Source organism: Pararhodobacter sp. CCB-MM2 (assembly GCF_001691415.1).
Classification (GTDB): Bacteria; Pseudomonadota; Alphaproteobacteria; order Rhodobacterales; family Rhodobacteraceae; genus Pararhodobacter.
Window position 1 is genome coordinate 77,400 of the sequence record NZ_LRRR01000007.1, and the last position, 12,821, is coordinate 90,220.

The 12,821-nt window shown below is 67.8% G+C and carries 13 protein-coding genes and 1 riboswitch; of the genes, 7 read left to right on the plus strand and 6 right to left on the minus strand.

The features are described from left to right. The first annotated feature begins 3 nt into the window (after positions 1 to 3). Together BCY78_RS09815 and BCY78_RS09820 are read left to right on the plus strand one after the other, a co-directional pair. Positions 4 to 969 carry an amidohydrolase family protein gene (locus tag BCY78_RS09815; RefSeq protein WP_068300837.1) on the plus strand — a complete coding sequence of 322 codons (966 nt, stop codon included), beginning with the start codon at positions 4 to 6 and terminating at the stop codon, positions 967 to 969. A 24-nt stretch (positions 970 to 993) separates the two neighbouring features. Further along, a complete protein-coding gene (locus tag BCY78_RS09820) occupies positions 994 to 1,920 on the plus strand; it encodes an alpha/beta hydrolase (RefSeq protein ID WP_083194938.1) in 927 nt (308 codons plus the stop codon). 60 nt (positions 1,921 to 1,980) lie between these two features. Here the strand turns inward: BCY78_RS09820 and BCY78_RS09825 are convergent, their stop codons facing one another. The 6 genes from BCY78_RS09825 to BCY78_RS09850 form a co-directional block, all read right to left on the minus strand. Continuing rightward, on the minus strand, positions 1,981 to 2,964 hold the full coding sequence (locus BCY78_RS09825) for an ABC transporter substrate-binding protein (protein ID WP_068300841.1): 984 nt from the start codon (positions 2,962 to 2,964) through the stop codon (positions 1,981 to 1,983). Further along, positions 2,957 to 3,703: an ABC transporter ATP-binding protein gene (locus BCY78_RS09830; protein ID WP_068300844.1), complete on the minus strand. Its 747-nt coding sequence runs from the start codon at positions 3,701 to 3,703 to the stop codon at positions 2,957 to 2,959. The genes BCY78_RS09825 and BCY78_RS09830 overlap by 8 nt, the downstream gene beginning before the upstream one ends. Next, positions 3,690 to 4,460, minus strand: coding sequence for an ABC transporter permease (locus tag BCY78_RS09835; RefSeq protein ID WP_068300845.1), 771 nt, complete (start codon positions 4,458 to 4,460; stop codon positions 3,690 to 3,692). The genes BCY78_RS09830 and BCY78_RS09835 overlap by 14 nt, the downstream gene beginning before the upstream one ends. A gap of 58 nt (positions 4,461 to 4,518) precedes the next feature. Further along, on the minus strand, positions 4,519 to 5,130 hold the full coding sequence (locus BCY78_RS09840) for a YkoF family thiamine/hydroxymethylpyrimidine-binding protein (RefSeq protein ID WP_068300847.1): 612 nt from the start codon (positions 5,128 to 5,130) through the stop codon (positions 4,519 to 4,521). Continuing rightward, positions 5,122 to 5,227: riboswitch (TPP riboswitch) on the minus strand. It overlaps the preceding gene by 9 nt. A gap of 29 nt (positions 5,228 to 5,256) precedes the next feature. Next, positions 5,257 to 6,429, minus strand: a complete 1,173-nt coding sequence (locus BCY78_RS09845) for an HPP family protein (protein ID WP_068300849.1) — start codon at positions 6,427 to 6,429, stop codon at positions 5,257 to 5,259. Positions 6,430 to 6,498: 69 nt separating this feature from the next. Beyond that, on the minus strand, positions 6,499 to 7,365 hold the full coding sequence (locus BCY78_RS09850; protein WP_068300852.1) for a LysR substrate-binding domain-containing protein: 867 nt from the start codon (positions 7,363 to 7,365) through the stop codon (positions 6,499 to 6,501). A 143-nt stretch (positions 7,366 to 7,508) separates the two neighbouring features. Here BCY78_RS09850 and BCY78_RS09855 point away from each other — a divergent pair, with 143 nt between their 5' ends. The 5 genes from BCY78_RS09855 to BCY78_RS09875 all read left to right on the plus strand — a co-directional run bounded on the left by BCY78_RS09855 (position 7,509) and on the right by BCY78_RS09875 (position 12,818). After that, complete coding sequence (locus tag BCY78_RS09855; RefSeq protein ID WP_068300854.1) at positions 7,509 to 8,477, plus strand: tripartite tricarboxylate transporter substrate binding protein; 969 nt, start codon at positions 7,509 to 7,511, stop codon at positions 8,475 to 8,477. An 81-nt stretch (positions 8,478 to 8,558) separates the two neighbouring features. Next, positions 8,559 to 9,026 carry a tripartite tricarboxylate transporter TctB family protein gene (locus BCY78_RS09860; RefSeq protein WP_068300856.1) on the plus strand — a complete coding sequence of 156 codons (468 nt, stop codon included), beginning with the start codon at positions 8,559 to 8,561 and terminating at the stop codon, positions 9,024 to 9,026. Between the two features lie 4 nt (positions 9,027 to 9,030). Next, a complete protein-coding gene (locus BCY78_RS09865) occupies positions 9,031 to 10,566 on the plus strand; it encodes a tripartite tricarboxylate transporter permease (RefSeq protein WP_068300858.1) in 1,536 nt (511 codons plus the stop codon). A gap of 77 nt (positions 10,567 to 10,643) precedes the next feature. Beyond that, entirely contained in the window at positions 10,644 to 11,243 is a 600-nt protein-coding gene (locus tag BCY78_RS25215; RefSeq protein WP_068300859.1) for a cysteine dioxygenase family protein, read from the plus strand. A 15-nt stretch (positions 11,244 to 11,258) separates the two neighbouring features. Next, positions 11,259 to 12,818 carry a rhodanese-like domain-containing protein gene (locus tag BCY78_RS09875; protein WP_068300860.1) on the plus strand — a complete coding sequence of 520 codons (1,560 nt, stop codon included), beginning with the start codon at positions 11,259 to 11,261 and terminating at the stop codon, positions 12,816 to 12,818. Positions 12,819 to 12,821 lie beyond the last annotated feature (3 nt).

Sequence of the window (12,821 nt, forward strand, 5' to 3'; positions counted from 1 at the left end):
CCCATGACCCATACCCCCAAGATCGCTCTCGAAGAGCATTTCATGCACCCCGACTTCTTCGAATACTTCGGGAAGACCGCCGGCAATATCTCGCCCTCGCTGTTCGGCAAGGCGCGCGAGGCGCTGCTGGATTTCGGCGACCGGCGGCTTGAATCCATGGATGTGATCGGCGTCGAGAAATCGATCCTGTCGCTCGCCGGTCCCGGTGTTCAGGCCGAGAAATCCGTGGCGACCGCCACGAAGAAAGCCCGTCAGGTCAATGACTTCCTCGCCGAGGAAATGCAGAAGCGTCCGACCCGTTACGGCGGTTTCGCCCATCTCGCCGTGCAGGACCCGAAGGCCGCCGCGGACGAGCTCGAGCGTTGCGTGCGTGACCTCGGGATGCAGGGCGCGATGATCAACGGTCAGACCGGCGGCACCTATCTCGATGACGCCCGCTATGCGCCGCTGTGGGAGCGGGTCAGCGATCTGGGCGTGCCGATCTACATCCATCCCAACAACCCGCCCGAGCAGGTGGCGATGTATCACGACCACCCCGAGCTCTGGGGCCCGGTCTGGTCCTGGACCGTCGAGACCGCGACCCATGCGCTGCGGCTGGTGTTCGCGGGCACCTTCGACCGCTTCCCCAACGCCAAGCTGATCCTCGGCCATATGGGCGAGACGCTGCCCTATCTGCTGTGGCGTCTGGACAGCCGGTGGGAGATCTCGAACCGCGGCGCGATGACACTGTCGATGGCCCCATCGGCCTATTTCCAGCGCAATGTCTGGGCCACGACCTCGGGCGTCTGCGCCGATGCGCCTTTGCGCTGTGCCTTGGACACCTTGGGCAAGGATCGCGTGCTGTTTGCCGTCGATTACCCGTTCGAGACGCCGCAGGAAGCGGGCGAATGGATCGAGGCCGCACCGGTCTCGGACGCGGAACGTCTCGCCGTCTGCAAGGGGAACGCGGCGGCGCTTTTGAAGCTGTAAGTCGTTTCACTCAGGGAGGATGACATGAAACGAATGATCCTTGCGGCGGCCCTCGGGCTCGCCGCGCCGATGGTGCATGCCCAGATCGCCAACACGCCCGAGATCGCGGCGGCGCTGCCGGGGCTGGGCAATGAGCTGACGCGCGAGATGGTCGGCGGCACGATGCAGCTCTACGGCCCGCTGCACGCCGCTGAGACGAATGATGGCCTCACTGTCACCGCCGATCAGGCTTACGGCGAGCACGAGCGTCAGCGACTCGACGTCTATGCGCCCGAGGGGGCGACGGGTCTGCCGGTCCTGCTGTTCGTCCATGGCGGCGGCTTCGTGCGGGGCGACAAGGCGGGGGCCGCGAATATCGGCCGCTGGTTCGCCCGGCACGGCGTGGTCGCGGTGGCGATGAACTACCGCTATGCGCCCGAAAGCACCTTCCCCATGGGGGCCGAGGACGTGGCCGGCGCGCTGGCGTGGATCCACGAGAACATCGCGGCCTCGGGCGGCGATCCTGCGCGGATCGTCATCGCCGGCAATTCGGCGGGTTCGGTCCATGTCGGCGATTATGCCTTCCATGAGGAGCTGCAGGCCGAGAATGACGGCGTGGTCGGCGCGATCCTGATCTCGATGCCCTCGGCGAACCTGTCGGACCACGACCTCGATCCGATGCGCGATCTGCTCTATTTCGGCGAGAACGGTGACCGCGCGGCGCAATCGATGCTGAACGCGCTGGACGGTCGCCCGATGCCGGTGATGGTGGCCTGGGCGCAGAATGAACCGGCGTTGATCGCCTCGCAAACGCGTCAGCTGGTCGAGGGGCTGATTGCCCGCGACGGCGCCCTGCCGGCGATGGCGACGGCGATGGGCCATAACCACATCTCGATCGTCGAGCATATCGGCACGGCGGACGAGACGCTGGCTCCCGACATGCTGGAATTCATCCAAGCGGTCAGCCGCTAAGACAAAGGGCGGGCCGATCCACCGGCGCGCCCCGATCTCATGTCCTTTCCCGATGGCAGGTCAGTGGGCCATCCAGCTCTGATCGTACCAATCCGAAATATCGCCTGGCCATGCCAGCGCCGCGCCATCCGCTCCGCGCAGGACACCGCTGTCGAACAGGAACTGCGCCATGCGCGCGATCCGCGCGGGGTCGATCTGTCCGACCGGGGTGTCGCCGTCGCGCAGATAACCGCCCTCGACGATCGCTTGCATCGAGCCTTCGACCAGCGCGGGGTTGGGGAAATCACCGGCGGCGAGCATCAGCGCGGCGGCCTCTTGCGGGTGGTCGGCAGCCCAGGCGTAACCCTCCTGCGTGGCGCGCATGAAACGCTCGATCAGCGCGGGGTTGGTCTCCAACAGCGCGGATTGCGCACCGATATAGCCGCTTTGCTGGTCCGGGATGCCGTAATCCGCAAAGGCAAAGGCCGATTGGCGGCGGCCCAGAAGCTCGCTGTTCACACCCTCCCAAGTGACGACCTCCAGCGTGAAATCGACGGCACCGGTGGCGAGAGCCTCGTAGGCGCCGGTGCCCAAGGTCACGGTGTCCCATTCCGGGGTGCCGCCGTCCGTCTCGATCATCGTCGAGATCAGCGCCTGTTCCCATTGGCTGCCGAAGCCGGCGTAGACCTTGCCGGTCAGATCGGCCGGGCGGGTGATCTCGGCATTGTCGCTGTTGTAGACCAGCCGCCCGGTCTCGTGCTGCATGGTGACCCAAAGGGCGGTGATTTCCGCACCGCCGGCCCGCGCGCTGAGGAAGCCCAGCGAGGTCATGTAGGCGAAGTCCACCGCCCCCGCGGCCAGAAGGGCGGTGGAGCTGGTCTCGGAATAGGGCAGCAGCTCGACCTCAAGCCCGGCGGCCTCGTAAAGACCGCGATCCTGGGCGACGACCATGCCGACGTGGTTGGTGTTCAGCGTCCAGTCCAGCGCCACGGCGACATGGTCCTGAGCAAGGGCAGTGGTGGTGAGGCCGGGCAGCAGCAGGGCGGCAGCCATCAGGTTACGCATGGGGATCTTCCTCCAGTAGCAGGGATTTCAGGGTTTGACGGATCGGGGCCAGCGCCGGGTCACGACGCAGGTGTCGGGGGGTGTCGAGCGTCAGATCGGCGAGGATCCGGCCCGGCCGCGCCGACATCACGAGGATCCGGTCGGCCATCTGCGTCGCTTCGAAGAGGTCGTGGGTGACCATCAAGACGCCGCGCGGGGCCTCAGCCAGACGGGCGCAGAGCCAATCCTGCATCCGCATCCGTGTCACCGCATCGAGGGCCGAGAAGGGCTCATCCAGCAGAACGAAGCGGGTGTCCTGCACCATGGTGCGCAGGAAGGCCGCGCGTTGGCGCATCCCGCCGGACAGCTGGTCGGGGAACAGATCCTCGCAGCCTGACAGGCCGAAGGTGGCGAAATAGGGCCGGACCTGCGCGCGGGCCGCCCGGTCGGAGAGCCCGCGCAGGCTGAGACCCAGCGCGGCATTCTCCGCCACGGTCAGCCAGGGGAACAGCGCGTCCTGCTGCGGCTGATAGGCCAGCGCGGGGGCGGGGCGGGGCATCGCCGCGCCGTCCAGCAGGACCAAGCCCTCGGCTTGCAGGCCCGGCGCCAAGACCCCGGCCAGCCATTTCACCACCGAACTTTTCCCGCAGCCGGAGGGGCCGATCAGGCAGGTCACCTGCCCGTCGTGCAGCTCCAACGACAGGTCGTCGACCAGCAGGCTGTCCCCTGTGCGGACAGTCAGGCCCTCAAGCGCCAGCATGGGTCACATCCATGCGAAAGCGGCGGGCAGTGAGGCGCTGGACCAACGCAATCAGGGCCAGCAGACCCAAGGTCAGCAGGGCCGAGGCGACGACCCCGGCCAGCACCAGATCGGCGCGGAACGAGTTCTTGGCGGTCAGAATGAAGATGCCGATCCCGCTGCGGGCGCCCGCGTATTCGGCAAAGATCGTCGCGACGATGGCATAGGTGGCCGAGATCCGCAGACCGGTGAAGAACGACGCCCGCGCCGAGGGCAGGCGCACCCGCCGGAACCGGGCCCATTGTCCCGCGCCCATCGAGGCCAGCAGGTCCAGATGCGCGGCCTCCGCCGCCCTGTAACCCGACAGCAGGCTCAGCAGGATGGGGAAGAAGGTCACCAGAATGACCAGCAGCACCTTGGGCAGCAGGCCGAAGCCGAACCACAGGATCATCAGCGGCGCGAGGGCGACGAGGGGGATGGTCTGGCTGGCCACCAGCAAGGGCATCAACCCGCGCTGCAGCCACGGAACGAAATGCAGTGCCAGCGAGGTGGCGAAGGCAAAGGCGATGGACAGCGAGAACCCCAGCGCCGTGACTTGCAGCGTGCTGAGGGCGTGCCGTCCGAGGCTCTCGCGTTCGGTCAGCAACGCGCGCAGCACCCCGCTGGGGGGCGGCAGGATCAGCGCCGGCACCTCGGCAAGGCGGCAATAGGCCTCCCATCCGGCCAGCAAGAGCGCGGCCAGCAGAAGGGCAGGGGCAAGGCGGAAGAAAGCGGACATGGCTCCTCAGTCCGCGCCCGAGGGGGACGCGGTTTCAGATCAGGCGATCAGCAGGGGATCAGCGTTTGCTGGGCGAGTTGGCCGAGGCGGTCAGGTCGATGGTGACATGCCCCTCGGCGGGGCCGAAGCGCAGGAAAGCCTGACGCAGGGTTTCGAACACGGCGCCTGCATCGCCCCGAAGCCGGGTGCAGAAGTTCTTCGATTTCAAGAAGGTGCCGGATTCCTTGAGGAAATCGATGCAGCCGTAGATCTCGTCCATATGCCGGTCCTGACCCAGCACATAGAGCGAGAATTGCACGTCGATCTCCACCCCCAGAACGGGCGCGCCCTTGACCGCCTCGCGCGCCTCCGCCCCGCGGACGGCAAGCGATTGGTCCTGCGCGCGGGTCAGCGTCTCGCAGCGGCAGGAGGGGTCGTCAGGCTCGCCGGGGCAACCGCGCGAGAGGGTGACATGCATCGTCACATGCTCGGGCCGGCGGGCGGCCGAGGCGAACAGGTCGCGGATCGCGTCCAGAAGCGGGCCGGGCGCGCCGACCATCAGGGTCGACATGTCGTCGGTCTCGATCCGCAGCTGGTCGCGATAGGGATCGAGGCCCTTGAGCCCGGCAAAGATAACCTCCACGAAATCGGACGTCATCGGATACAGCGACACTTGCGCGCCTATGAACATGAGAAACCTCGCTCCGCTGGCATGACCCAGATCAGCTGTGAAGGGTTCGCGCCACCTGCGCATCTCAGCCCCTTGCGGGACACCCCTGGTGATATGCGCGGAACATCCGGGTTTCCGCGCGGGGTGTCAATGGGGATCGGCGGGGATTTCTGACGGCGCGCCCGCCAGCGCCAGTCGGGCCAGTGCGGCGATCAGATCGGTGCGGGTGACGATGCCGATCAGCCGGGTTCCGTGCAGGACCGGAACGGCATCGGTCGCGCCTTCGGCCATCATCGTCAGCAGCACCGGGATCGGCGTCTGAGCCTGCGCGCGAGGCCCGGCGACGGCCATCAAATCGGCGGCCACCGGTGGCTTCTCGCGGCTTGGGTCGATCAGCCGGCGCAGCGCGGGCAGGAAGCCGCGCCCCAGCCGCTGCGCATCCTCGGCGGCGCGGCCGATCAGGTGGCGCTGGAAGATCACGCCGAGGAAGCGCCCCTCGCCCTCGACCACGGGGATCGAGGTGAAGCCGTGGCGGCGGAACAGATCGGCCAGCGCGGCGGCGTCCGTTTGCGGCTCGACCGTGGTCAGATCGCGCGACATGATCGCCCCGGCGCTCAGATCGTCCAGCGCGGGACGGTGGGTCGCGGCTTGACGCTCGGCCGCGCCGACCAGCCGGGCCAGATCCGCCGCACCAAGGTTGAACGATTGCTGATACCGCTCGAGGATCGATGTCAGCTCGTCAGAACTGAGGCCCAGACCGTCGGGCGCGGGCTCATCGCGGGCGGGTAGCTGGCGGAACGGGTAATGCCGGCCGGTCAGCCGGGCATAGAGAGCCGCGACCGCGACCAACAGCACCGTGACGCTCATCACCGGGGTCAGCACGAACCAGACGCCCAGCCGGTCGATTGCCTCGGGGCTCATCACCGCGACCATCGCCACCGCGCCAGCCGGGGGATGGACCGCCCGGCAGAGCAGTGTGAGCAGGATCGCCAGCCCCACCGCTAGCGGGATATGCAGGGCGGCCTCGGGGACCAGCCGGTAGACCGCGACGCCGACCAGCGCGGCCAGGCCGTTGCCGGCAATCGCCGAGAAGGGCTGCGCGAGCGGGCTGTTGGGAACAGCGAACAACAGGACCGAGGTCGCCCCGAAGGGCGCGATCAGGAACAGGCCTGCCTCCGTCGGCACCAGTGGCGAGGCGATCAGCAGTGCCGCGACGCCCAATCCGACAAAGGCACCCAGCCCGGCGCGAATCGCCTCCGTCGGTGCGGCGGCGGGCATGGCGGGTCGCAGCGCCTGCCAAAGGGCCTGAAATGCCGACATTTGCGCCTCTCCCGTCCGCGATTTGCGCAATCTTTCAGCGTCTCGCTGAATGCGCAAGCAGTCAGGGGCTCACGCGCCGTGCTGACGCTGCCTCTCGGCCTCGAACAGATCGACCAGCAGGTTCACGGCGGGCGGGGCATCGTGGCGGGCCTTGTAGAGGTAGTAATTGACCATTGGCAGCGGCGGCAGGCCCCGTTCCTCGCCCAGAATTCGGACGGGGAAGGTGAAGGCGCTTTGCGTCCGCGCCGTGATCCCGAGGCCCGAGGCCACGGCCAGTCGCACCCCCGCCAGCGACGGCGTGGTGACGCGCTCGACATAGGACAATCCGTTCACATCCAGCGCTGCAAGGGCGATGCGGCGGAACATGCTGGGCTCGTCGGCAAGGATTAACGGCACCGGCAGGTTGCGGTCCCAGTCGAAATTCGGCGCGGCGATCCAGCAGGCCTTGAGCGAGGCGATCAGCCGGCTGTCCAGCACATCCGAGCGCCGGGTGGATATGGTCGCATCCAGCCGCCCCTCCTGCACCATGGTCATCAGCTCAGGGCTGCGGCCAACGTTGAGGATCAGCCGGACCGAGGGCATGGCCTCGGCGAACCGGGCCAGAACGGGGGGCAGAAGACCATCGGCCACCTCGGGCGGGGCGCCGAGACGCAGGACCCCGCGCTCGTCGGCCTGTTCCATCGCGGCAAGGGCGTAGCGCGACATCGACAGGATCTCGCGGGCATAGACCACCAGCGTTTCCCCGGCCGGAGTCAGCAGCCGGCGCCGCCCGTCCGTGCGGAACAGGCTGGTGCCGCTTTGGGCCTCAAGCTTTTGCATTTGCTGGGTAACAGCGGATTGCGTGCGGCCCACACGCTCGGCTGCGGCCTCGAAACTGCCGGTGTCGGCAATGGCCAGAAGGGTGCGCAGATTGGCGAGGGTAAAGTCAGGTGTCATACGGCGTTCACATTAGAGAATATGAAGGATATATGAAAACTTCTAAATAGACCTAATGTTTTTTGCTGGCTAGCGTCGCCTCACAAGCAAAAACCCGGTGCCCCAAGGGCCCCCGACACAACCGACGACAGGAGACCCGATCCATGACCCCCATCCTTTCCCCGCTGAAGCCCGCTGCCCTGGGTGTCACCCTGTCGCTGGCCGCGCTGGCCCCGGCTTTCGCACAGGATTACCCGACGCAGAACATCGACCTCGTGGTGCCCTTCGCGCCGGGCGGGGCCGTGGACACCACCGCGCGGCTGATCGCCGATGCGGCGAATGCCCATCTCGACGGTGTCGAGATCCAGGTCTCCAACCGCGCTGGTGGCGGCGGCATCGTCGGCCAGAACTATGTCGCCCAAGCCGAGCCCGATGGCTACACCGTGCTGGCGATCACCAGCTCGGTCGTGACCAACCCGCGCCTGTCGGGCGCGCCCTATGCGATCACCGATTTCACCCCGGTCGCGGCCTATAACCTCGACCCGCAGGTCATCGCCGTGCCGGCCGACTCGCGCTTCGCCTCGATCGAGGATTTCGTCGCCGCCGCCACCGAAGCCCCGCTGACCATGTCGGTCGCCGGCATCGGCACCTCGCACCACATGTCGGGCCTCGCGCTGGAAGCGGCGGGCGACATGCAGTTCACCTACCTGCCGTCCAACGGTTTCGGCCAGCAGCTGCAGATGGTGCTGGGTGGCCATGTCGACGGCGCCTTCTGGCCGCTGGGTGAGGCTGCGAGCCATGCACAAGGCGGCACCGTTCGCCTGCTGGCCGTCGCCGCCGAGGAACGCGATCCGAACTTCCCGGATGTCCCGACCTTCGAGGAAGCCGGCCTCGGCCTGCCGCTGTGGGCCACCTTCCGCGGTCTGGCCGTGCCCGCCGGCACCCCGGACGAGGTCGTGGCCTTCCTGTCGGACCTGATGCAGACCGTGGCCGAGGACGAGGGCTTCCAGCAGCGCTTCACCGAGGCGGGCTACACCGTCAGCTTCCGCCCGGCCGCCCGTTTCGCGGAAATCATCAACGCCTATGACGCCACCTCCTCGGCGATCATTGAAGAGCACGGTCTGGGCCAGTAACCGGACCGCGACGCCCCGGCCCCCTGCTCCCGGGCCGGGGCGCTCGCCTTTCTCGACTTGCTGACCCATTCCGGAACGACCATGTCCTCCTCTCCCTCCGCGCGCTGGCGCAACATTGATCTCTGGACCGCCCTCGCGCTGATCGGCGTGGCCGCCTATGCCGCCCTGCAAGCGCTGTCCTTCGACGCGGGCTCGCGCCCCTTCCCGCTGGTCGTGGCTTCGGTTCTGGGCCTTGCCGCCGTGATGCAGCTGGTGCTGTCGCTGCGCGAGGACCCGAAGGCCCCGCTGGGATCCGCCGACCTTCTGCCCGCCGGCGCCTGCGTCGCCCTGATGGCCGGATGGGCCACGGCGCTGTCGATGGGTCTGGGCTTCGGCCTGTCGACCTTCGTCGCGCAGCTGGGCTTCCTCGCCCTCGCCGGGATGCGCCAACCGGTGAAGATCGCGGGCGTCGCCCTGCTGATCACTGCCGTCAGCTACACCATCTTCGTCCTGCTGCTGGAAGTGCGTCTGCCGCGCTCGATGCTGCAGGCCATCGCTCCGGGGCTGTGAGACCATGGACCTGATCCTTCTCGGCTTTTCCGTCCTGCTGCAGCCCTCGGTGCTGATGATGCTGGTGCTGGGCGTGTTCGTCGGCCTCGTCGTCGGCTCGATCCCCGGCATCAACGACAACATCGCCTTTGCCGTCTTTATCCCCTTCTCGTTCAGCCTGCCCGTCGAACAGGCGCTGGCGCTGATGGTCGGCGTCTATTGCGCGGCCGCCACGGGTGGGGCCATTCCTGCCATCATGCTGCGCGTCCCCGGCACCGCCGCCGCGCTGCTGACCACGCTTGACGGCAACGCCATGGCCCGCCGCGGTCACGCCGGTCGCGCGCTGTCCATCGCAATGACCTCGTCCGTGGTGGGCGGCATCCTCAGCGCGCTGGTGCTGCTGATCTGCGCCCCGTTGCTGGCGCAAGTTGCCCTGCGCTTCGGCTATGTCGAGAACGCGGCGCTGACCGTTCTGGGCCTGTCCTGTGTCGTAGGCCTGCTGAAGAACAACATCCTCAAGGGCGTCATCTCGGCGGCTCTGGGTCTGTTGGTGGCCATGGTCGGCTTCAGCCAGTCCACCGGCTTCCCGCGCTATACCTTCGGCAACGTCAACCTGATCGAGGGCATCCCCTTCGTGCCGCTGCTGGTCGGCCTGTTCGGCGTCGCCGCCGCGCTGGAACTGATGCGCGACATCGTCAAGGAACGCGGCGATGAGAGCGCCCAGACCGGCCTGCCGAAGATCGGCTCGATGCGGCTGGAGGGCAGCCTGCTGCGCCGCCTGATGCCGACCTGGCTGACCGCTTCGGCTATCGGTAACTTCATCGGCGTCCTGCCCGGTGCGGGTATGCTGATGGCAATCTACCTTGCCTATGACCAAGCCGCGCGTCGCTTCCGCCGCCGCTTTGCCGGCCAGCCCGGCGAGCCGGAATGGGGCCAGGGCACGCCCGAGGGCATCGCCGCGCCCGAGGCCGCCAACAACTCGGTCACCGCCTCGTCGATGGTGCCGCTGCTGTCGCTGGGAATCCCCGGCAACTCGACCTCGGCGCTGTTCATCGGCGCGATGGCCCTGCACGGGCTGGTCCCGGGCCCCCTGCTGTTCACGCAAAACAGCGGCATCGCCTGGATGATCATCGTGGCCTTCCTTGCCTGCAATCTGGTGATGTGGCCGCTGGCCTTCGTGGTGATCCGCCTCGTCTCGGGCACGGTCTTCGCCATCCCGCGCAGCGTGATGGTGGGGGTGATCCTGCTGCTCTGCGTGCTGGGCGCCTATTCGGACGGGAACAACCTGTTCAACGTCTGGGTCGCACTGGTCGCCGGGGTCGTCGCCTATGTGATGAACCGGGCTGGCATCCCGCTGGGGCCGGCCATCCTCGGCCTCGTGCTGGGCGCGCAGATGGAAGCCTCGTTCGCCAATTCGCTGCTGATTGCCCGTGGTGACTGGCTGGTCTTCATCGACCCGGTCGCCCACCCGATCTCGGCCGCGATGATCGCCGTCTCCGCCCTAATGTGGCTGGCCCCGATGCTGGGAAGCCTCGGCCGCCGCATCGCCAAGGCCCGCTGATCCGGGCCCCCGACATACCGTCGCGCGGGGCAGGGGCCCCGCCGACCCAAGACCTTAAGTGAGTGAAAGGAAACCCCATGTCCGCCAATGATGCCGTCGCCGCGCGCCGCGCCGAGATCGTCTCGCGCCTGATCGCCGACACCCGTGGCCGCCTCGATGCGGCCGCGCTGGACCGCGACGTGCTGGACCGGATCCGCCAGGATGTGCAGGTGCTGGCCGAGGATGCGAGCCTCTGGGCCGAAGCCGATTTCCCGCCGCCCGACGCCGACGAGAAGCAGGCGCGCTACCGGATCGGTGGCGAGGGCCCCGAGGGGATCACGCTGTATCTGAACGTCATGCGCTCGGGCAAGAAGATCCCGCCGCATGACCACACGACCTGGGCCTGCATCGCCGCTGTCTCGGGCTCCGAGCACAACACCGTCTACCGCCGCGAGGATGACGGCCAGACCGAGGGCGTCGCCCGTCTGGGCGTGGACCGCGTCGTCGAGATCGCGCCGGGCCAATCGCTGGGCCTGATGCCCGACGACATCCACAGCGTCGAGATCCGGGGTGACCAGATCATCCGCCACCTGCATTTCTACGGCCGCCCGCTGGAGACCCTGACCGAGCGCAAGGCCTTCGACACCACGGCCAATACCTACAAAATCATGTCGGTCGGCGTGAAAACGCGGACCTGATCGGAAGGACCTTCGATGAAACGGATCGATGCGAACGCGCTCAAGCAACTCTTGAGCGCGAACGGGGAAATTGCATTCCTCGACATCCGCGAACATGGCCAATACGGCGAGGGGCATCCCTTCTTCTGCGTGAACCTGCCCTACAGCGTGATCGAGACCCGCGCCCCGGTTCTGGTGCCGCGCAAGGCCACGACCTGTGTGCTGATGGATGACGGCGACCGCGTGGCCGATCTGGCCGCCGCCCGGCTGGAGGCCATCGGCTATACCGACGTGCAGGTTCTGGACGGCGGCGCGCCGGCCTGGGTTGCCGCAGGCTATACGCTGTTCAAGGGCGTGAACGTGCCGTCGAAGACCTTCGGCGAGCTGGTCGAGCATGCCTTTGACACACCCTCCATCTCTGCCGAGGAGCTGAAGGCCTGGCAGGAGGACGGCACCGAGATGGTGGTGCTGGACGGACGTTCGCCGGCCGAGTTCCACAAGATGGCGCTGCCGGGCGCGCAGTCCTGCCCCAATGCCGAGCTGGGCTACCGCTTGCCGACGCTGGTGGCCGATGCGCAGACGCCGATCGTCGTGAACTGCGCCGGCCGCACCCGGTCGATCATCGGCGCGCAATCCCTGCGCAACCTCGGCCTCCCGAACCCGGTCTATGCGCTGCGCAACGGCACGCAAGGCTGGCGTCTGGCCGGGTTCGAGCTGCGCTACGGCGCCGAGCCGGGCCAGCTGGCGGCGCTGGACGCGAAGGGCGAAGCCATGGCCAGCGAGCGCGCTGCCGAGCTGATCGTGGCGACCGGCCAATCCGTCGTCTCGCCCGAGACGGTCGCGGAGTGGCTGCGCGATGACAGCCGCACGACCTATCTGTTCGACGTCCGCACCCGCGAGGAATACGAGGCCGCGCATTGGGCCGGGGCCCGTCACGCCGCCGGCGGCCAGCTGGTGCAGGCGACGGATGAATACCTCGCCACCCGCCGCGCGCGGATCGTGCTGTCCGACGATCTGGGCCTTCGGGCGATGACCACCGCCATCTGGCTGCGCGGCATGGGCCATGAGGTGCATTTGCTCAACGCCGATGCGCGCAAGGGCCGTGAACAGGGCCAGCCGGTCGCGGCGGAACCCAACCTCTGCCCCCGCGTGCCGCCGTCGGCGCTGGCCGGGGCCACGCTGCTCGACGCCTCGCGCGGGCTGGACTACCGCGCCGGCCATGTCGACGGCGCGCGCTGGGTCACCCGTGCCCGCCTGACCGAGGCGGACGCGCAGGGGCGGATCGTCGTGCTGGGTCGCTCGGCCGCGCTGATCGCAGGCGTGATGCAGCGCCTGAAAGAGCTGGGGGCCGAGGATGTGGTCGCCGCTCCGGGCGGTCCGGCCGATTGGGCCGAGGCCGGTCTGACCGTGGTCGAGACGCCTGACACGCCTGTACAGGAAGATTGCATCGACTATCTGTTCTTCGTACATGATCGTCATGACGGCAATCTCGAGGCCGCGCGGCAATACCTGAGCTGGGAAATGGGCCTGCTGGAGCAGCTCGATGCTCAGGAACGCGCCGTGTTGCAGCCCCTCCCCCTGAACGCGGCGGAGTAAGTC